This is a genomic window from Pseudomonas gregormendelii (assembly GCF_017114825.1).
Lineage (GTDB): Bacteria > Pseudomonadota > Gammaproteobacteria > Pseudomonadales > Pseudomonadaceae > Aquipseudomonas > Aquipseudomonas gregormendelii.
The window spans coordinates 10,281-33,466 of sequence record NZ_JADEVO010000010.1 but is presented as its reverse complement, the minus strand read 5'-3'; the positions used below and the strand labels follow the sequence as shown (position 1 = coordinate 33,466).

General features: G+C 64.7%; 2 protein-coding genes. Both read right to left on the bottom strand.

The window, feature by feature from the left end; all coding sequences use genetic code 11:
• Positions 1 to 167: 167 nt before the first annotated feature.
• Positions 168 to 12,044: a non-ribosomal peptide synthetase gene (locus IMW75_RS09350; RefSeq protein ID WP_205892444.1), complete on the bottom strand. Its 11,877-nt coding sequence runs from the start codon at positions 12,042 to 12,044 to the stop codon at positions 168 to 170.
• Positions 12,044 to 23,083, bottom strand: coding sequence for a non-ribosomal peptide synthetase (locus IMW75_RS09345; RefSeq protein ID WP_205892443.1), 11,040 nt, complete (start codon positions 23,081 to 23,083; stop codon positions 12,044 to 12,046). Before IMW75_RS09345 ends, IMW75_RS09350 begins: the two co-directional genes overlap by 1 nt.
• Between the last annotated feature and the right edge of the window lie 103 nt (positions 23,084 to 23,186).

The following is a 23,186-nucleotide window of genomic DNA, read 5'->3' as shown; positions in this document are numbered from 1 at the left end:
GGGGAACGCGCAATGTTGGAAACACCGGTATTCCCGTAGGAGCTGCCGCAGGCTGCGATCTTTTGGCGGTGTTCGATGCACCGATAAGATCAAAAGATCGCAGCCTGCGGCAGCTCCTACAGGAGGCCGTGTTGTCAGACGAAGGCCAGGGTGCGCTCCACGTGTCGTCAGGCGATGGCCAGGGTGCACTCCAATAGCAGTTCGAGGTCGTCGAGCAATTCGTCACCGCGTAGCAGCTCGTAGTGCCCGCCGACCAGCAGACGGTCCACACCGTGATGGCCGACCTGGGCCTCGAACACTCGACGCTCATCGTCACGCCCGGCTACCCACCAGCGGTGCGCCGTGACTTTGATCGCGGGCAGTTGGAGCTGGGCCAGGGCCAATGCCTTGAGGCGTGAACCGCTGTTGAAGATTTGCGTGAGCTCTCCAGCGCCCAGTGCGGCTTGTTCATTGGAGCCATGCAGCGCGGCTTCGATGACGGCGGCGGCCTGATGCTCAGGCAGATCTGCGGCGTGCAACGCCATTAACGCCTGTGCTTCTTCAGACGAATGACCGAGGACAAACTTCAGGAAATCCCCCAGGTCCTCGCGCCAGTCCCCCGCTTCGGCGGTGCCGGCCACGTAGCTGTCGACCAGGCCGGCGAACGCGACGGTCTCGCCTTGCTGTTCCAGCTCATGGGCGACCAGTTGCGTCAACGCACCACCCAGCGACCAGCCCAGCAGGTAATACGGCCCCTTGGCCTGTTGGGCACGAATGCGCTGGGTGTAGGCCTGGGCCATGGCCAGCAGCGACTGATCCTGCCAGAGCGGATCGAGCAGCATGCGGCATTGCAGGCCGTAGACCGTGCGCCGCCCTTCCAGGCGTCGCGCGAGCGGTTCGTAGTCGAATACCGTGCCAAAACCCGCGTGCAGGCAGAACAGCGCCGGCCCGTGCGCCAGCCGCGAGTTCAATGCCAGCAATGGGTCTGGCGCAGCTGCGGCGGGCTCGGCAGCCTGGTAGCTGCAGAGTTCGGCAATGCTGGGTTTTTGCATAAGGTCGCGCAGTTTCAGTTCGAAGCCCAATTCGGCTTGGCTGCGCACCCGCGAGATGACTTTGAGCACTTGCAACGAATCGCCACCCAGCTCAAAGAAGTTGTCGTCGATACCCACTTGCGGCATGCCGAGTACGTCCTGCCAGATCCCGGTCAACGCGCGCTCCAAAGCATTGCGCGGTGCGCGATACCCGCCCAGGGCCCATTCCGGCACCGGCAATGCACGACGATCGAGCTTGCCGTTGGCCGACAGCGGGAAGCGCTCCAGGACCAGGATCCGCGCGGGCACCATGTAGTCCGGCAGTTGCGCCTGCAGTTGCGATTTCAGGCGCCGATCAAGTCCGACCGTGCCGAGCGCCACCACGTAGCCCACCAGCTGTTTGCCCGTTGGCGTGTCGTGCACCACCACGGCTGCATCCTGCACCCCTGCGCACTCACGCAGGCGAGCTTCAATCTCGCCCAGCTCGATGCGGAAACCGCGGATCTTCACTTGCTGGTCCAGCCGCCCCAGGTAGTCGATCAAGCCGCAGTCGCGCTGGCGCACCAGGTCGCCGGTGCGGTACATGCGCCCGCCCGCTGCAAATGGATCGGGAATGAAGCGTTCGGCGCTCATGCCCGGGCGCTGGTGGTAGCCCCGCGCCAGGCATTCACCGCCCAGGTACAGCTCGCCGCTGACGCCCACCGGCAGAGGGTTGAGGTCGGCGTCGAGCACATACAGGCCTCGCCCGGCCACACCGCGCCCGATCGGCGCATAGGCCGCGTCGCAGGTTTCGCTGACCTCGGCACGCCACAACAAAGGCGTGACCACGGTTTCGGTCGGGCCATAGCCATTGACCAGCCGCTGCGGGCGCAAGGCGCGCTTGACCTGCTCGAAACTGGCTTCGGGCACGGCATCGCCGCCGAAGCAGTACACCTCGACCGCTGGCGGATTGCCCAGGCGTTCGGCGACTTCGGCCATCTGTTGCAGGTATGCCGGCGGGAAGCAGGCGACGGTGACGCCATGACGCTGCAGCACTTCCAGGGTTTGTTCCGGGGTCCACAGATTGTCATCGCGAATCACCAGACTGCCACCGGCCAACATCACACTCAGCCAGCGCTCCTGCGCACCGTCGAAGGCGAACGACATGAAGTGCAACTCCCGGCTGCGCGGTGCCAGTTCATAGAGCTCGACGATGCTGCGGCAATGCCGCGCAATCGGTCCGCGCGCCACGGCCACGCCTTTCGGTTGGCCCGTGGAGCCGGAGGTGTAAATCAGGTACGCCAGGTGCCCCGGCAACGGATGGGAAACCGGGCACGCCACGTTGTCGGCAACGCTCAATTGATCCAGCAGCAGACGTGGCGGGCTGTCGGCCAAGGTCAGTCGATCCCCCAGGTTGCTGTCACACAGCAACAGGCTGGCTGCCGAATCGCTCAACATGTACGCCAGTCGTTCGGTCGGGTACGCCAGGTCCAAAGGCAGGTAAGCAGCCCCCGCCTTGAGCACCGCGAGGAACGCGACGATGGTGCGTTCAGAACGCGGCAACGCTACCGCCACCAAGGTCTCCGGGCCAATACCGCGAACGATCAGTTGCTGCGCCAGCCCATTGGCCTGCGCCTCAAGTTCGGCGTAACTGACTTGTCGATCCTCACAGATCAAGGCGATTTTCTGCGGCTGCGCTGTGGCGTGTTGATTGAACGACTGCAGCAAATCAGCGGTGTCGTCGGACACCTGCGGCAGGCTCATGCGTGCTTGCGGCAAGCCGATATTGCCGAGCAGGCACGAAGCGTCCTCCGGCAACGCACGCAGCAATCCTTCCAGCTGCGCACGAATCCGCTCAACTTCAACGTCACTGAAACGATCGCGCAGGAACAGGTATTCGACTTCCAGCCCTTCCTCGTTGGCGCTGACCATCAGGTCCATCGGGAAGTTGGTGACCCCGCCGCTGCCGATTTCGGCAAAGCGTAGCTCGCCCTCCTCGCCGCCTTTCAAGGCGCGGTCCACCGGGTGGTTTTCGAACACGATGATGCTGTCGAACAAGCCCTGGCCACCCTGCCCGGCCCAGCGCTGAATGTCGGACAACGGCGTGTGCTCGTAGTCGCGCACCATCAGGTTGTAATCCTGCAAGTCCCGCAGCCACTCGCCCAACGGCTGTTGCGGATCGAGGGTCTGGATCACCGGCAAGGTGTTGATGAACAGGCCAAGCATGTCCTGGGCACCGGCCAGCCCGGTCGGGCGGCCCGCCACCGTGGCGCCGAACGCGACGCTGCGCTGACCGCTGTGGCGTTGCAGCAACAGCAGCCACGCGCCCTGCACCAAGGTATTGAGCGTCACGCGCTGACGCTTGGCAAAGGTGTGCAGTTTGCGCGTCGCTTCGGCGTCGAGGTTGCTGTACATCACGCCGTGCCCGGAGCCTGCGGCACCCGAAGCCTTGGCCAGAATGGTCGGCTCCTCAAGCAACGCCAGGCGCTCGCGCCAAAAGCCTTCGGCCTGCGCCCCATCCTGACGTTGCAGCCAGGCGATGTAGTCAGCGTAGCGCCCGGTCAGGGGCGCCAGGCTGTCGTTGTGATACAGGCGCAGCATGTCACCCAGCAACCGTGAGGCGCTCCAGCCATCGAGCAACAGGTGATGATAGATCCAGATCATCTGGTAGCGATCCTCGCCCAGGCGCACCAGGATGAATCGCATCAACGGCGGGCAGCTCAGGTCGAAGCCCTTGGCCTGTTCCGCAGCCGCCAGTTCGCCCAGGGCCTTTTCGGTATCGCTGCGTTCACGCCAGTCGAGCTCTTCGATCGGCAGTTCGACCTCGGCAAATACCGCCTGCAGCGGATCGGCCAGGCCGTCGCGCCAGCGGAACGCCGCCCGCAGCACTTCATGGCGCTCGACCAGCGCCTGCCAGGCGGCACGGAAGCGTGGCACCTGCAAACCCTCCACCGCCACGCTCAACTGGTTGACGTAGGGGTTGAGTTCCGGCGAGTCGAGGCAGTGGAACAGCATGCCTTGTTGCATTGGCGACAGCGGATACAAGTCTTGCAGACCGACCCGGGCCGCAAGATCAATGTGCGGCACCAGGGCAAACGCCTCGACTGTCGGCGCGTCGACCAACGCTGCTTCAGGACGGGTAGCCACCGCCGCGAGGGCGCGAATGGTCTGCCGTTCGAACAGCTGCCTGGGACTGAACACCAGCCCACGCTGCCCGGCACGGCTGACCGCCTGCAGCGAGATGATCGAATCGCCGCCCAGCTCAAAGAAGTTCTCGGTGACGCCCACTGTGTCCAGGCCGAGCAATGCCTGCCAGATCTCCACCAGCAAGGTTTCGGCAGCTGTCGATGCGGCCACCTGCGCCTGGTGTTGACGGGACGCCTGTGGCGCCGGCAGGCCCTGGCGGTCGAGCTTGCCGTTGGGTGTCAGCGGCAGCGCGGCCAGGCACATTAGGTGCGCCGGCAGCATGTGCGCCGGCAGACGGCTGCGCAGATGCGCGCTCAGCGCTGCCTGCAGATCCTGCTCATCGGCCAACGGATCCCGGGGCACCACGTAGCCGACCAGTTGGCGACTCACCGGGCCTTCGCGATCGATCACAAGGGCTTCGCGCACAGCCGGGTGTTCCATCAGGCAGGCTTCGATTTCGCCAAGCTCGATGCGGAACCCGCGAATCTTCACCTGCTGGTCGATACGGCCGAGGTATTCAACCACGCCGTCGGCCCGGAACCGCGCCAGGTCGCCACTGCGATACAAGCGCCCGCCCGGCACGAACGGGTCCGGCACGAAACGCTCGGCGGTGAGGTCCGGCCGCTGATGGTAACCCCGGGCAACGCCCTCGCCGCCCAGGTACAACTCGCCCGCCACGCCGACCGGCAATGGCTGCAGGCCGCCGTCGAGAATATAGGCACTGCGGTTACCGACCGGTCGCCCGATCGGCATGAATGCCGAGTCGAATTCAGTCTCCGGATAGGCCAGCCAGATCAGCGGCGTGATCACGGTTTCGGTTGGCCCGTAGCCGTTGATCAGGCGCTTGGGTTGCAGCACCTGCTGGACCTCATCGTACGCATGCTTGGCCATGCCTTCACCGCATGGCGTGTAGGAGCGGATGGGCAAGTCACGGCCCGCTTCGCCCATGAAGTCGGCGATCTGCGCCAGGTAGCTGGGCGTGAAGCAGGCGATGGTGATGCGGTGTTTTTCGATCTCGGCGCAGGTGCGTTCCACGCTCCACAACTCGTCGTCCCGGGGCATCACGGCCGAGCCGAACACCAGGGGTGTCAGCCAGCGCTCGTGGGCACCGTCGAAGCTGATGGAGGCAAATTGCAGTTCGCGATCCTGCGGGGTCATGCCGTACAACTCGCCGATTGCCAGACAATGCATGGCCAGCGGGCCATGGGCCACGCTCACGCCTTTGGGGCGACCGGTGGAACCAGAGGTGTAGATCAGGTAGGCGAGGTTCTCGCCGCCCGTCAGGTTACGCGGGTTGCTTTCAGGCATAAGGGCCAGCGGTTCGTGATCGATGTCCAGCACCGCTAAACCTTCGGGCGACGGCAACTTCTCGCGAAGCCACGACTGGCTGATCAGCAGCGCGATGCCGCTGTCTTGCATCAGGTCACGCAAGCGCTCTGCCGGGTAGGCCGGGTCCAGCGGCACGTAGGCGCCGCCAGCCTTGAGGATCGCCAGCAAGCCGATGATCATCTCGGGCGAGCGCTGCATGGCCAGGCCCACCCGGACTTCCGGGCCGATGCCCAGCTCGCGCAGGCGATGGGCCAACTGGTTGGCGCGGCGGTTGAGCTGGTCGAAGCTCAGTTCCAGATCGTTGAAGATCAGCGCCGTGGCGTGCGGTCGAATGTCGGCCTGGGCCTCGATCAGCTGGTGCACGCACAGCGGGTTTTGGACCACGGTAAACGCCGGGTTCCACTCGACTAACTGTTGCCCGCGTTCCGCTGCGGTCAGCAGCTGCAGCTCACTCAAGGCGACTTGCGGCGCAGCGACCATGGCGGCCAGCAGCCGCGCCAGGTGCTCGCTCATGCGGGCAATTGCGGCGCTGCTGAAGTGGCTGCACTGGTAGCTCCAATGGATGCTCAGCTGATGCTCGGCGGTGGCAGCCAGGGTCAGCGGGAAGTTGGTGCGCTCGTGGTTCTGGGGAATCAGGAAACTCAATCCCGCCGGCGCACCCTGTTGCAGCGCGGCGGCCACCGGGAAGTTTTCGAACACCAGCAGGCTGTCGAACAGCGGTTCACCGCTGCGTCCGGCCCAGCGCTGAATGTCGCCCAGGGCGGTGAATTCGTGCTCGCGCAGTTCCAGGTTTTGCGCCTGCAAACGGCCCAGCCACTGCCCGACACTTTCAACGGAGTCGGGGCTGCTGATCACCGGCAAGGTGTTGATGAACAGGCCAAGCTGGCTTTCGGCTCCCGGCAGGTCCACCGGCCGACCGGCCACGGTGGCGCCGAATGCGACGCTGCGCTGACCACTGTAGCGTTGCAGCAGGATGGCCCAGGCGCCTTGCAGCAAGGTGTTAAGGGTGACTTTCTGTTGTCGGGCGAACTCGCTGAAGCGCTGGCTGGTGGTGACATCGAAGCGCTGGTGATGGTCTGCGAGCACGCCCGGGGTCCCCTGCCCGCCATTGCCATGGGCCAGGCTTTGCGCCAGCAGGGTCGGGTTGTCGAGGCTGGCCAGTTGTTCGCGCCAGAACAACTCATCGGCCTGGGCATCCTGGCGTTGCAGCCAGCCGATGTAGTCCGCAAAACGCCCGGTCGGCGCCTGCACGTCCTGGCCGGCGTAACGCTGCAGGACTTCGCTCAACAGCAGGGAATGACTCCAGCCATCGAGTAACAGGTGATGGTGGGTGTAGATCAGCTGCTGGCGCTCATCGTCGAGACGCACCAGGGTCAGGCGCATCAAAGGTGCGCGGGTTGCGTCGAGCTGCAGGCGTTCACTGTCGAGCAGCTGCGCCAGCGCTGCGGCCTGATCATTGCGGCCGCGCCAGTCGAGACAGGTCATCGGCAACTGCAGATGACGATGGACCAATTGCACCGGCGCGTCGCACCCCTCGGGGAAATGGAAGCTGCTGCGCAGGATCCCATGGTTGTCGAGCACCGTTTGCCAGGCGCGGCCCAGCCGCTCGGCGTCGAGGCCATGGGCTTCGACGCTGAGCTGGTTGACGTAGGCGCCGCTGTCGGATTCGTAGAGGCTATGGAACAGCAAGCCGGCCTGCATGGGCGACAGCGGATACAGGTCCTCGATCTGCGCCGGTGGCACCGGCAGGCCATCGAGTTGGGTCTGGTTCAAGCGCGCCAGGGGGAAGTCCGCCGGGGTCACGCCGCCTGCGCCATCGCTCAGGCAATGGTCAATCAGGTCTAACAGCTCTTCACGGAAATTCGCCGCGAGGGTTTCGATTTCGTGCAGGTCGAAGCATTCGCGACTGAAGGTCCAGTCCAGTTTCAGTTCGCCGCCATACACCTGGCCATCCACCGACAGCCAGTTGGGCAGTGGCGCATCCGCCGCCTGCGCAGCGCCGCTGGATTCACGAGCCGGTGTGAACAGTGCGTCTTCGGCAAAGCTCTGGTCAAACTGGCCGAGGTAGTTGAAGGTGACGCGCGCTTGCGGCAACGCGGCCAGCGCGGCTTGCGCCGAGGCATCGCCCATGTAGCGCAGCAGTCCGTAGCCCATGCCCTTGCCGGGGATCTCGCGCAACTGCTGCTTGATGGCCTTGATCGAACCCGGCAGGTCGGCGGTTGGGGTCAGGCACACCGGGAACAGGCTGGAGAACCAGCCCACGGTGCGGGTCAGGTCGATGTCGTCGAACAGCTCTTCGCGGCCATGGCCTTCGAGCTGGATCAGCGCCGAGGGGTGACCGGTCCAGCGACTGAGGGTGCGGGCCAGTGCGGTCAGCAGCAGGTCGTTGACCTGGGTGCGGTAAGTCGCCGGTGCCAGCTGCAGCAGCTGGCGAGTGTGTTCGCGGTCCAGGCCGATGCTGACGCCCTGTCGCAGATGCCCGGCCTGGCTGGCCTGCGGGTTGGCGGCTGGCAGCAAATCGTTGCCGAGGCTGAGTTGCGCCTGCCACCAGTCCAGCTCGCTGGCAGCCGCTTTGGAACGTGCGTAGGTGTCGAGCTGATCAGCCCAGTCCTGGAAGGAGCTGGTCTTCGCCGGTAGCTCCTGGCCTTGATAAGCCGCTTGCAAGTCCTCCAGCAACACCCGCCACGACACGCCGTCCACCGCCAGATGGTGAATGACCAGCAGCAGGCGCTGGGTGCCATCCGCCTGTGCGATCAATGCGACTCGCAGCAGCGGGCCGTCTTGCAGGCTGAGGCTGCGCTGGGCTTCATCGCACACCGACTCCAGGGATGCATCGCTGGCCACGCGCGCGGTCCAGAGCATGTCGACGACATCGGCGCTGTCCGCGCCAACATAGCGCGCAGACCACTCTGTGGCAGCGAGCCTGCTCGCGATGAGCTCAGCACCGGCAACATGGAGGTCGCCTGCCCCACCGCCATCGCGAGCAGGCTCGCTCCCACAGGGATTTGTGGCGTCGCTCACACGCGGGACCTGCTGGCTGAAGCGCAAGCGCAGGGCGTCGTGTTGCTTGAGCAAGCGCTGCAGCGCGGCCTGCAGGCGCGGCAGTTCGAGGGGCTCGCGGGGGGTCAGCAAGAGGGCCTGGTTCCAGTGCGCGCGTTGCGCGATTGGCTCGTCGAAGAACCAGCGCTGGATGGGAGTGAGTTTTTGCAGGCCGTACACCGGACCTTGCTGGGCCAGCGGAGCGGCCTGTTCCTTGACCACGGCGGCCAGCGCCTGCAAGGTTTGCTGCTGGAACAAATCCCGCGGTTGCAGGCTCAAGCCGGCGCGACGGGCACGGCTGACCACCTGGATCGAAATGATCGAGTCGCCACCCAGCTCGAAGAAATTGTCCTGGCGGCCGACCTGCTCAACGCCCAGCACCTCCTGCCAGATCTGCGCCAGCACCTGTTCGTGCTCGCTGCGCGGCGCTTCGAAGGCGCGCTGGGTGACCTGCGCGGTTGGCGCCGGCAGGCGTTTGCGCTCGAGTTTGCCGTTGGGGCTCAGGGGCATTTGCTCGATCATTACGGTCTGCGCGGGCACCATGTAGTCCGGCAGGCTGGTGAGCAGATGGGCCTTGAGCGCTTCGCGCCAGGCACCTTGCTGCCCGGCATCGGCGCTGATCAGGTCGCGTTCCCGGGGCACGATGTAGGCGACCAGTTGCTTGCCGCCCGGGCCATCGACGGCCAGCACCACGGCATCCTGCACCTGGGCATGCTCTTGCAGGCGCGCCTCGATTTCGCCCAGCTCGATGCGCAGGCCGCGAATTTTCACTTGATGGTCGATGCGCCCGCAATACTCGATGGCGCCATCGGCGCGATAGCGTGCCAGGTCGCCAGTGCGGTACAGGCGCTCGCCGCTGCCGAACGGGTCGACCACAAAACGTTCGGCGGTCAGCGCACCTCGACGGTGATAACCCCGCGCCAGGCCGACCCCGCCCAGGTACAACTCGCCCACGGCGCCCAGGGGCAAGGGCTGCAGTTCGCTGTCCAGGACACAGGTACGCAGGTTGGCAATCGGCCGGCCGATCGGCACGCTGTCGCGGCCTTCTTCCACGCACGTCCAGTGGGTCACGTCGATGGCCGCTTCGGTGGGGCCATACAGGTTATACAGATTGGCTTGCGGCAGGCTGCGCAAGGTCTGGCGTTGCAGCTCCATCGGCAGCGCTTCGCCGCTGCAGATGATCCGCTGCAACGAGGTGCAGGCCCGCGCTTCGTCGGCACCGATAAACGCCGCGAGCATCGATGGCACGAAGTGCAGCGTGGTGATCGCCTGCTCGACGATCAACCTGGCCAGGCCTTGCGGATCGCGATGTTCGCCGGGGGCGGCGATGACCAGGGTGGCGCCCTTCATCAGCGGCCAGAAAAACTCCCACACCGACACGTCGAAACTGAACGGCGTCTTTTGCAACACGCGGTCCGCCGGTTGCAAGTCGTAGGCTTGCTGCATCCATTGCAGACGGTTGTGCAGCGCCACATGACGGTTGCCCGCGCCCTTGGGTTTGCCGGTTGAGCCTGAAGTGTAAATCACGTAGGCGAGGTTTTCCGCGACCGCAAGGTTCGGCAGATCGGTACCGGGCAACTCCCCGAGCCAATCGCCTGCGGCCTGCAGGCACAGGGTGCGCACGCTGTCCGGGGTCGGCAGTTGTTCCAGCAAATGTTCCTCAGTCAGCAGCAAGGCGATGCCACTGTCTTCGATCATGTAGCTGAGGCGATCAAGCGGGTATTCAGGGTCCAGCGGCACATAGGCGCCGCCAGCCTTGAGAATCGCCAGCAGGCCGATGACCATCTCGAACGAACGGTCGCAGGCGATTCCCACCAGCACTTCCGGACCGACGCCCTGGGCGCGCAGGTGATGGGCCAGGCGGTTGGCGCGCTGGTTCAGCTCGGCGTAACTCAGGGACTGGCCCTGGAACACCAACGCCGTGGCCTCGCCGTTTTCAACCACGCGTTGCTCGAAATGCCGCTGCACGCAGACTTCGCCCGGATAGGCCTGAGCGGTGTGGTTGAGGTCGTCGAGAATGCGCAGACGCTCGTCGGCGTCCAGCAATGGCAACTCGGCAAGCGGGCATTGTGGGTTGGCCACCACACCGGCCAACAGGTTGCGCCAGTGATGCGCAAAGTGCTCGATGCGTTCGGCGTCGAACAGATCGGTGGCATAGGTCAGGCTGGCAAACAGCAGGTCGCCCTGTTCCTGGGTGTCCAGTTGCAGGTCGAACTGGGTGGTGTGCGCGGTGGCATGCAGTGGCTCGACGCGCAGGCCAGCAAGTACACCGCTGGCGCCAGCCGGCTTGGCTTGCTGGTGATTGAACATGACCTGGAACAACGGGCTGTGGCTGAGGCTGCGTTCGCCCTGCAGCGCTTGCACCAGTCGCTCGAATGGCAGGTCCTGATAGTCTTGGGCATCCAGCGCTGCGGCGCGAGTCTGGTCGAGCAACTGGATGAACGGCTGACGTCCATCGAGCTCGGCGCGCATCACCTGGGTGTTGACGAAGAAGCCGATCAGGCCACGGGTTTCTGCGCGATTGCGGTGGGCAATCGGCACCCCGACCCGCAGGTCCGACTGGCCGCTATAGCGATAAAGCAGCGCCTGGAAACTCGCCAGCAATAGCATGAAGGGAGTCACGCCGTGCTGTCTGGCCAGGGTCATCAGGCCGCTGGCCAAGGCGGCATCGAGGGCGAAGTCCAACCGTGCACCGCGTTGGCTCGGTTGCGCAGGACGTGGACGATCCGTCGGCAATTCGAGTAGCGGCTGCTCGCTGCCTAATGTGTCACGCCACCAGTTGAGTTGGCGCTCCAGCTCACCCGCTTCCATCCAGCGACGTTGCCACAGCGCATAGTCTGAATACTGGATCGGCAATGCTTCAAGCGCAGCGTTCTGGCCCTGGCAATGCGCGGCGTAGAGCCGTGAAAACTCTTCAACCAGCACGCCCATCGACCAGCCATCGGTGACGATGTGGTGCAGGGTCAGCAGCAGTACGTGGTCTTCGGCGTCGAGCTGCAACAGGCTGACCCGCAACAGCGGCCCCTGTTGCAGATCGAATGGCCGGGCGACTTCCTGCTCGACGCTGTGCATTGCAAGATCGAGGCGCAGGGACTCGGGCTCGCCGCGCAGGTCGATACGCTCGATCGGCAGTGAGGTGCACGGCGCCAGCGTCTGCAGCACCTTCCCGTCGTCCTCGACGAAACGGCTGCGCAAACTTTGATGCCGCTGCAGCAGCACGTCAAAACTGTGCTGCAACGCCGCGACATTCAGCGGTCCGTACAAGCGCAGCGCCGCTGGAATGTTGTACGCCGAACTGTGCGGATCCAGCTGCCAGAGAAACCATTGGCGCTGCTGCGCGTAGGACAGTTCGAAGCTTGTTTGCGCCTCAAGGGCAGGCGGAATCGGCAGCTGGCCAAAGCTCACGCCCTGCTCCTGCATGCGGCTCAGGAACTCGCGGCGCTTGGCGGCTGGCAGGCCGGCGAAGCGGCTGGCGATACGCTGGGCAGTGGTGTGTTCCATCAGTTGATCTCCATCTCGTCCAGAAGCGACTCAAGCGCATCCAGGCGTGCATCGTTGTCAGCCGGGGCGTGTTGCCCGGCCATGGCGGCATAAGCCTGAAGGTCGGTGGACTCGAACAGCGCACGCAGCGGCAGCTCGATGCCCAGGTCCAGTTCCACCCGGGCGCTGGCCTGGGCGGCGAGCAGCGAATGCCCACCCGATTCGAAGAAGTTGTCGCGCCGACCGATCTGCGCCACGCCCAGCACCTCGGCCCAGATCGCCGCCAGTTGCTGTTCGAGCTCACCTTCAGGGGCTTCGAACGGTCGTTGCCAATCCTCGGCATCCGGCAGCGGCAGGGCCTGGCGATCAAGCTTGCCGTTGCCGGTCAGCGGCAAGGCGTCCAGCAGCAGCCAGTAACTGGGTACCATGTAGTCCGGCAGGCCGACCTTGAGCGCGGCGCGCAGTTGATCGCGCCAGGCGATCGGGTCGAGTGTGGCTTGCGCAGGCACCAGGTAGGCACACAGCTGCGGGCCACCCTCACCGGCGTGCACACTCAACACCGCGTGGCGCACGCCCGGCAGGGCCAGCAATGCAGCCTCGATCTCGCCCAGTTCGATGCGGAACCCGCGGATCTTCACTTGCTGGTCGATCCGGCCCAGGTAATCAATGCTGCCGTCGGCGCGCTGGCGGGCCAGGTCGCCACTGCGATACAGACGCTGTGACGCGTCGAACGGGCTTGGCACGAAGCGCTCGGCGGTCAGGCCGAAGCGGCCGTGATAACCCCGCGCCAGGCCAGCACCGGCGATATACAGCTCGCCCGCCACGCCCACCGGTACCGGGTGCAACTGGCTGTCGAGCAGGTACCAGCGCAGATCGCGAAGCGGCAGGCCGATCGGACTTTGCGCCTTGCCTTCGAGGTCGGCCAGGCGGATGGCGCGGCAGGTCACGTGTACCGTGGTTTCGGTGATGCCGTACATATTCACCAGGCTCGGCCGCTGGTCGCCGAACCGTTCGAGCCAGGGGCGCAGGCTCGCGACTTCCAGCGCTTCACCGCCGAAAATCACCTGACGTAGCGCCAGGGTACGCGGGCTGGCGCAGGCGATCGGCAGCAACTGGCGGAACGCCGTGGGGGTCTGGTTCAACACAGTCACGCCTTCGTCGCACAGCAAGCGGTGCAATTGCTGCGGATCGCGGCTGATGTCATACGGCACAATCACCAGGCGCCCACCCGTGCACAGTGAACCAAACAGTTCCCATACCGAGAAGTCGAACGCGTAGGAATGGAACAGGGTCCACACATCGTGCGGGCCGAAGTTGAACTCGCCAGCGGTGGCCGTGAGCAGTCGGCCGACGTTGCCATGGCTGAGCAAAGCGCCCTTTGGCCGCCCCGTGGAACCGGAGGTGTAGATCACGTAGGCGAGGTTGTCGGGTGCCGCCAGTGGCGGCAGGTTAGCGTTGCTGAAACCCTCCAGTTGCAGTGATTCGAGGCTTAGGACTCGCACGCCATCCCGGGCTGGCAAGCCTTTGACGAGGTGTTGTTGCGTGAGCAGCAACCGGATGCCGCTGTCTTCGATCATGTAGCTCAGACGCTCGGCCGGGTACTGCGGATCGAGCGGCACATAGGCGCCACCGGCCTTGAGAATCGCCAGTAAGCCGATCACCAGTGGCATCGCCCGCTCGGTCGCAATACCGACCCGCACCTCGGGGCCCACGCCTTGCTTGCGCAGGTGGTGCGCCAGGCGGTTGGCCTGGGCGTTGAGCGCGGCGTAGGTCAGTTGTTCGCTTTCGCAGACCAGCGCCACGGCGTTCGGGCGCAGCTGGGCCTGTACTTCGAACAGCTGATGCAAGGTGGGCGACAGCGGCTGTGCCTGGAACGCCGGATTCCAGTGCTGCACCAGTTCGTCGCGCTGTGACTGGCCAATAAGCGGCAGTTCGGCGACGCGTTGCTGCGGGTCCGCGACCACGGCACGCAACAGGTTCAGCCATTGCGCGGCGAGTCGCTGCATCGAAGCCTGGTCGTACAGATCGGTGGCGTAAGTCAGGCTGGCATCGAGTTCCTCGCCATGCTCCTGGGTATCAAGCACCAGGTCGAATTGCGTGGTGAGTTGCGACCAGTGCAGACGCTCGACCTGCAGGCCGGCCACCGTGCGCTCGACGCTCGCGCCCAGTTGCTGCTGATGGTTGTACAGCACCTGGAACAGCGGGCTGTGAGTGAGGCTGCGATCCGGCTGCAAGGCATCGACCAGTTGCTCGAACGGCAGGTCCTGATGGGCCTGGGCAGCCAGTGCCGTCTGCTTGACCTGTTGCAACAAGCCACTAAATGGCTGCTGCCCGTCGATCTCGGCGCGCAGCACTTGAGTGTTGATGAAGAAGCCGATCAGGCCTTCGGTCTCAAGACGCGAACGGCCGGCGCTCGGCACTCCCACGCTGATGCTCGACTGCCCGCTCTGGCGATGCAGCAACGTCTGGAAGCTCGCCAGCAGCAACATGAACAGCGTCACCTGTTGGTCCTGGGCGCATTGGCGCAAACCGGCCAGCAAGTCGCGATCCACGTTCAGCATCAAACTGGCACCGCGCTCGCTGCGGCGTGCCGGCCGGCTCAGCTCGCTTGGCAACTCCAGCGGCGCCTGGCTGCCAGCCAGTTGCTCGCGCCACCAGGTCAGTTGTCGTGCGCCCTCGCCCGCGTCCAGCCAGTCGCGCTGCCAACGGGCGTAGTCGCTGTAGTGCACCGCCAGCTCAGCCAGGCCGGCTTCGCTACCGCAGGCGGCCGCCTGATACAGTGCGCTGAACTCATCGACCATGACCTGCATCGACCAGCCATCAGCGGCAATGTGGTGCACGGTCAGCACCAGCACGTGTTCGTCGGTGCTCACTTGCAGCAGCAGTACGCGCCACAGCGGGCCGTTGCGCAGGTCGAAGGGACGGGAAATTTCCTCAGCCACCGCCTTGTCGACCGACAACGAATCGATTGTGCGATGCTCCAGGCACAACGCCAGGTCATCGTGCAGCACCGGACGCGCCAACTGGCCGTCCTGTGTGAAGGTGGTGCGCAGGGTCTGGTGACGGGCCTGTAACTGGGCGAAGGCTTCGCGCAGGGCGTCGCGGTTCAGTGCGCCCCTCAGGCGCAGCGCGGCGGGAATGTTGTAGGCCGGGCTCTGGGGGGCCAGCTGCCACAGGATCCATTGACGCTGCTGGGCGTATGACAGCACCGGCGGCTGATCGAGCGGAGCCTGCTGCAGGACGGGTTGGACGCTGGCCTGCGCCCGCGCCACTCGCTGGGCGAACTGTGCCAGGTTCGCGGCGCTGAACAGGCTGCTCACCGACAGTTCGAGCCGCCACTGCTGACGCACACGGGAGATGACCTGCAGCACCAGCAACGAGTGCCCGCCCAGTTCGAAGAAGTTGTCGTCGCGACCTACGCGCTCGACCTGCAGCACGTCCTGCCAGATCAGCGCCAACTGCGCTTGCAACCCTTCGCCAGGCGCTATGAATGGGCGTTGCGCATCGCCGGCATCGACCCGTGGCAGCGCTTTGCGGTCAAGTTTGCCGTTGGTGTTCAGCGGCAGTCCCGGCAGCAGAATCAGTTCAGTGGGCACCATGTAGTCCGGCAACGACTGGCGCAAGGCCGCTTTGAGTGTCTTCAGGTAATCAACCGCAGAATCGACCTCGGCGCTGGCCACGATGTACGCCACCAGTCGCGTGCCGTCCTGGGCGATGACGGCCGCTTCGCGCACCTCATCCCGGGCTTGCAGGCAGGCTTCGATTTCGCCCATCTCGATGCGCATGCCGCGAATCTTTACTTGATGGTCGATGCGCCCGACGTACTCCAGGTTGCCGGCAGCGTTGCAGCGCGCCAGGTCGCCGCTGCGGTACAGGCGGGCGCCGGGTTCGCGGGCGAACGGGTCCGGCAGGAAACGCTCGGCGGTCAGCGCCGGGCGGTCGAAATAGCTTTGCGCCAGGCTGGCCTGGGCGCCGATAAACAGTTCACCCACGCCGCCATCGGGCAGCAGGTGCCCGGCACTGTCGAGCACATACAGCGCCCGGCCGGCGATGGCGCGACCGATGGGGATGCCAGACACGTCGCTGGCATCTTCCAGGCGGCAGTCTTGGATGCTCGATACCACGGTCGCTTCGGTAGGGCCGTAGGTGTTGAGCAGTCGCACCTGAGCCAGGCCGGCTTGATGCCACAGGCGCAGGCCTTCCACCGACATGGCTTCGCCGCCCACGTGCACCTGGCGCAGAGCACCGAGATTGCGGATGACGCCGCTGGCGCATTCCCGGGCCAACAGGTACCAGTACGCAGCCGGCAAGTCGGCCACGGTCACGCCCTGCCGGACGATTTCGGCGGCCAGGCGCCCGGCGTCCCACAGCTCATCACCGCGCATGATCAACGCGGCGCCCACGCACAGCGCCGGGAAGCACTGCTCGACGAAGCCATCGAAGCTGAAGGTGGCGAACTGCAGCACGCGGTCTGATGCTGACAGGCCCGAATAGTCGGCGGCGGTCTGGCAGAACTCGCGGAGGGCGGCGTGGGTGATGGCTACGCCTTTGGGTTGGCCGGTGGAGCCGGAGGTGTAGATGATGTAGGCCAGGTTTGCGGCGTCCGGGATGACGCTATCGCGAGCAAGCTTTGCTCCTACAGGGTTTGGTCCTACCGGCTCTGCTCCTGCAGCCGCAGTGGTGGTGGTTTTGTTCAGGGTCAGGCGCGGGATGTTTTTTATGTTTTGCAGCAGGCCGGGTTCGCAGAGCAGTTGGTCGAGGCGGCTGTCTTCGATCATGTACGTCAGGCGTTCGACGGGGTATTGGGGGTCCAGTGGCACGTAGGCCGCGCCGGTTTTCAGCACGGCGAGCAGGCTGACGATCAGTTGCGGGCCACGGTGCAGCGCCAGGCCGACACGGGTACCTGGGCCGGCACCGTTGGCGAGCAGGCGCTGGGCCAGGTCGTTGGCCTGGGCATTCAACTCGCCGTAGCTCAAGGACTGACCGTCAATCTGCAACGCCAGCGCGTCGGGATTGGCCGCAGCCTGGGCAGCGATCTGCTGGTGGGCGAAAAGTGTTGTGGATAGCTCGACGGCAGATGATCGATTGGCCCCGATCGCCGCACGGGTTTCGACCTCGTCGAGCAGCTGCAGCGCGCCCAGCGGAGCATCCGGCAACGCTGCAAACTGCACCAGCAGATGCTGCAGATTGGCGGCCATCTGAACAATGTGCGCCGCACTGAAGCGCGCCGAGTCGTAGCTGAAATCCAGGCTCAGGCCGTCGCCCAGCTCGATGCCCAGGGTCAATGGATAGTGGGTGCGTTCGTGGTTGTGCAGGTTGCTGAACGACAACCCGGCCGGAGCACCTTGCTTGAGCGCTGCCGCTACCGGGAAGTTCTCGAACACCAGCAGGCTGTCGAACAGCGCGGCCCCCTGCTGCCCCGCCCACCCTTGAATGTCGTAGAGCGGCACATGCTCGTACTCGCGCATGGCCAGGTTCATCTCTTGCAGTTCACTCAGCCATTGGCTGACGGTGCAATCAGGCTTCATCGCGCAGACCAGCGGCAGCGTGTTGATAAACAGCCCGAGCTGTTCTTCGATCCCCGGCAACGGCGCGGAACGACCGGCGACCGTGGCCCCGAATACCACGCAATCCTGGCCGGTATAACGCTGCAACAACAGGCTCCAGGCGGCTTGCAGCAGGGTGTTGAGGGTGACCTTCTGCTGGCGGGCGAACTCGGCCAGACGTTGGGTCGCGGGGCCGTCGAGGGCAACGCGGTAGTCCTCGCTACCTTCGGCTCCCACCGGCGGGCGCAAGGCTTCAGCCAGCAACGTTGGGGCTTGCAAGGGAGCCAACGCAGCCTTCCAGAAGTGCTCGCCCGCCACGGCGGACTGCTGCTGCAGCCAGCCCAGGTAGTCGCGGTATTGCCCGCGGTTTTGCCCCGCTGCTGCTGGGCTCCAAGGGCCAGCGGCGTAGTGCTGGATCACTTCGGCCAGCAGCTGCGCGTTGCTCCAGCCGTCCATCAAAATATGGTGGCTGGTATAGATCAGGTGCCAGTCCTGGTCGCCCGTCTGCACGAGTTTCAAGCGAAACAACGGCGCGCTGCCCAGCTCAAAACCTTGAGCACGTTCGGCGTCGGCCAGGGCATCGGTGTCGGTCGCGTCCAGCACCTCAAGCGGCAAGGCGACCTGACGGACAATCGCTTGATGCGCGCGGTCGAGGCCCTGCCAATGGAAGCTGCTGCGCAGGATGTCGTGCCGGGTTAGCGCAGCCTGCCAGGCTTGGGCGAATCGCTGCGGGTCGAGGCCCCGAATGTCCAGGCGTAACTGGCTGATGTAGGCACCGACCTGCGGTTCATACAGGGTGTGGAACAGCATGCCCTGCTGCATGGGCGATAACGGATACAGGTCTTCGAGCGTCGCGATCGACAAGCCGTCGAGTTGCGCCTGGCTGATGCGCGCCAGCGGGAAATCCGAGGGAGTGGCCTGGGGCGCTTCAACGCCGCAGCAGTGTTCGATCAGCGCGTTGAGCTCAAGTGCGTATTCGTCCGCCAGGCGCTGGACGGTCGCCGTGTCGAACATTTCGCGACTGAAGCCCCAGCTCAGCGCCAGCTCACCGCCGTACACCTGGCCTTCAACGGTCAGCCAGTTGCCCAGGGGCGCCGATGGATCCTGGGCCACACCGCTGCCTTCAGTGGAGGGCAAAAACATCGCGGCATCGTCGAACTGGCGGTCGAACTGCCCCAGATAGTTGAAGGTGATGCGCGGTTGCGGCAGTGCCGCCAGTTCTGCGCGAATCCCTTGGGCGCCGAGGTAGCGCAGCGCGCCGTAACCCAGGCCTTTGTCCGGCACGGCACGCAGTTGTTCCTTGATGGATTTGATCGACGTGCCGAGGTCTTGCGACGGCACCAGGTTGACCGGGAACAGGCTGGTGAACCAACCCACTGTGCGCGTCAGGTCGATATTGTCGAACAGGTCTTCGCGACCATGGCCTTCGAGCTGAACCAGCGTGCTGCCCTGCCCGCTCCAGCGACAAACCGCCCGTGCCAGCGCCGTCAGCAGCAGGTCGTTGACCTGAGTGCGATACGCCGCCGGTGCGTGTTGCAGCAGCTTGCGGGTCTGTTCGGTGTCGAGCCTGGTCTCGAGTTTTTGTTCGAAGCGGTTTTGCAGGGCCCCGGCTGGACGCTCGCACGGCAAATCGTTCGCAGCCTCGCGCAACTGGCTTTGCCAGTAAGGCAGGCTGCTTTCAAACGCTGGCAGATGATCTTGCAGGCGCGCAACCCAGCGCTGATAAGTGCTGGTTTTCGCCAGCTTCCTGGCGCTGCCGCTGTAGAACTGCTGCAGGTCTTCCAGCAGCACGCGCCATGAAACGCCGTCCACCGCCAGGTGATGGATGACCAGCAGCAAACGCTGGGTGCCATCGGCCATTGCCACCAACAGCGCGCGCATAAGCGGCCCTTGGTGTAAATCCAGACTGCGTTGGGCTTCATCGCACACAGCGTTGAGCGCTTCGACCGACTGCGCCTGACGTTGCCATAATACCGATTCAGTGGTCGCTGCCGAGTAGGTCTGCTGCCAGCCTTCGGCGGTCTGGGCATAACGCAGGCGCAAGCTGTCGTGATGGCTCAGCAATTGCTCAAGCGCACGCTGCAGCGCCTCGACGTTCAACGCCTCGCGCGGCACCAGCAGCAGTGACTGGTTCCAGTGTTGCCGCTCAGGGATCGCCTGGTCGAAGAACCCCTGTTGCACCGGCGCCAAGGCCACCGCGCCACTCGCCGGCCCCTGGTCAATCAGCGGCCGCTCGCCGCTGCGGGCGGCCTGGGCCAGGCTGCGAACCGTCTGGTGCTGGAACAGATCCTTGGGGCTCAGCACGATGCCGGCCTGCCGCGCGCGGCTGACCACTTGCATGGAAACGATGGAGTCGCCGCCCAGTTCGAAGAAGTTGTCTTCCAGACCGACGCTGTCGAGAGCCAGCACGTCCTGCCAGATCGCCGCGAGGGACTTTTCCATGACCGTGCGCGGCGCTACGTGCTCGCGCTGTTGTTGCGAGCCATCGACGGCCGGCAAGGCCTTGCGGTCAAGCTTGCCGTTGGGCGTCAGCGGCAGTTGTGCGAGGAACAGCAGGTACGCCGGGACCATGTAGTCCGGCAGATGCTGGCGCAGCGCGGTCTTGAGGCATTCACGCAGGTTGGCTTGCGCATCGATGTCATCCACCAGCGCCGGATCGCCGGGCACGATGTAGGCGACCAGTTGCTGCCCGTTGACACCGTCTTGCGCCAGCACGGCCAACTCGCGCACGGCTTCTTGTTGCAACAGCCGCGCTTCGATTTCTCCCAGCTCGATACGAAAGCCCCGCACCTTAACCTGATGGTCGATGCGCCCGACGTATTGCAGCGCGCCATCGGCCTGATAGCGGGTCAGGTCGCCGGTGCGGTACAGGCGCTCGCCGTTGCTGGCGAACGGGTTGGGCACATACTTTTCGGCGGTCATGCCCGGGCGTGCGAGGTAACCGCGGGTGATGCCTGCGCCGCACACGTACAGCTCGGCGGACACCCCTTGCGGCACGGGTTGCAGGTCGGCGTCCAGCAGATAGCTGGCGCTGTGTTTGAGCGGTCGGCCGATGTTCGCGCGGCCACCCGCCTCACGGCGAGTCCAGGTGGAATAGGTGGTGTCTTCAGACGGGCCGTACAGATCGTATACGTGCTCCACGCCCGGTTGCTGGTACAGCGCCTCGACCAGGCTTTGCTTCAGCGGTTCGCCCGCGAGGTTGATGATGCGCACGCTCGACGGAATCTGCCCCTCGCGCTGCAAGGCATTGATGGCCGACGGTACAGTGTTGATCAGGCGCACCTGATCACGGGCCGGGAGTTGCGGCAGTTCCAGGGCGTTACGGGCGATGATCAGCGAGCCGCCGTTGGCCAGGGTCACGAACAGCTCCCAGACTGACAGGTCGAAGCACACCGAGGTGGACGCCAGTACGCCCTGAATATCTGCGTGGCTGTAGACCGATTTCGACCAGTCGATCAGCGCCAGCACGTTGCGGTGGGTGATGGCGACGCCTTTGGGTTTGCCTGTGGAGCCGGAGGTGTAGATCACGTAGGCCAGGTTGTCCGGCGTGACGCGGGTGACCGGGGCGCTGGTCGGGTAGTCGGCGACTTGCAAATCGTCCATGAGCAGCACTTGGGTGTCGGTGGATACGGCCAATGTCGCCGCAACCGATGGCTCCGTCAGCAACACCAGGGCGCGGCTGTCTTCAAGCATGTAGGCGACGCGTTCGGTCGGGTAATCCGGGTCCAGCGGCACATAGGCGGCACCGCTCTTGAGTACGGCGAGCAGCGCGACCAGCAAGTTCTCGGAACGTTGCATGGCCACGCCGACACGCACTTCCGGGCCAACGCCCAGGGCGATCAACCTGTGAGCCAGGCGATTGGCCTGGGCATCGAGTTGGGCGTAGGTCAGTTGCCGGGTGGCGAAGGTCACTGCCAATGCGCCGGGGTCTGCGGCGACTTGCCGGCTAATCAGTTCGTGAACGCACAGCTCTTGCGCGAACGCTTCGTCAGCGCGATTCCAGTCATGCACGATGCGCTGGTATTCAGTGGTTTCCAGCATTGGCAATTCACTGATGCGCTGCCGGCAATCGCAGACCATGCCCTGCAGCAAACGCGTCCAGTGCTGCGCCATGCGCGCGATGGTCGGGGCGTCGAACAGGTCGTTGGCGTAGGTCAGCGCAGCATGCAATTTGCCGTGCGTTTCATTGCTGTTGAGGTCATAGGTGTCGAGGGTCAGGTCGAACTGGGTGGTGCGCCCTTCCCACTCGATCACCCCCAGAGCCAGGCCGGACGCAGTGCTAACGGTGGAGATGTCTGCGACCTGCGGCTGGTGGTTGTACATCACCTGGAACAGCGGTGTGTGACTAAGGCTGCGCTCGAGCTTGAGCGCTTCGACCAGGCGCTCGAACGGCAGGTCCTGGTGGGCCTGGGCGCCGAGGGCGGTTTCCTTGATGGCGCGCAGCAAGTCGTCGACCCGGGTCTGACCGTCCAGTTGGGTGCGCAGTACCTGGGTATTGACGAAGAAGCCGATCAGGCCTTCGATCTCGGCGCGATTGCGGTTGGCAATCGGCACGCCGACGCGGATGTCGGTCTGCCCGGTGTAGCGATGCAGCAGCGCGTTAAAGGCGCCCAGCAGAAGCATGAACAGGGTGATGTTGTGTTGCTGGGCCGTGGTTCGCAGTTGCTCGGCCAGTTGCGGGTCGATGGCGAACTCGTAACGGGTGCCGCGATGGCTGGGCAGCGCCGGGCGCGGATGGTCGGTGGGCAGCTCCAGCACCGGGTGTTCATTGCCCAGTTGCGCCTGCCAGTAGGCGAGCTGCCGCGCCTGCTCGCCCGCTTCCAGCCAGCGCCGCTGCCACAAGGCGTAGTCGCTGTACTGGATCGGCAATGGCGGCAGTTGCGGCTGTACGCCGGCTTCAAAGGCGTCGTAGCAGCGGATGAATTCGTCGATCAGCACGTTCATCGACCAGCCGTCGGACACGATGTGGTGCAGGGTCAGCAGCAGGACGTGTTCCTGTGCTGCGAGCTTGAGCAAGGTGACTCGCAGCAATGGGCCGCTGGATAGATCGAAGGGTAATTGCGACTGCTGCCCGGCGGCGTTCGCGACGGCGAGTTCTCGCTCATCGGCGGATAAATGGCTGAAGTCGACCTGATCGATGGCCAGCGACGCAGAGCCAGGTACTTGCCGCAAGCTGTCATCGGCCTGGCGCTGGAACAGGGTGCGCAGGGTTGCGTGACGCGCCACCAGACTGGCGAAGGCCTGCTCCAGTGCGCCCAGGTCCAAATGCCCGCTCAGACGCACCGCCCCCGGCAGGTTGTAGGCGCCACTGAGGGGATCCAATTGCCAGAGAAACCACATGCGTTGCTGGGCGTAGGACAGCGCCTGGCGATCTTCGGCTTCGACGCCGGCAGGAATCGGGAACCGGGCGAAATCAACACCTTCCTTGTCCAAGGCCGCGAGGAACATCTGGCGCTTTTCCAGGGGCAACCCGATAAACCGGCGAGCAAGTTTCAAGGAGTCTTCAGCGTTCATTTCTTGGTATCCGGATCAGTGGCGGGAAGCACAAAGGCACGTCGTCCCTATAAAACGAATGCAGACCGGAAAAATTAGCGAATGAGAATAACTATCAGAGAGA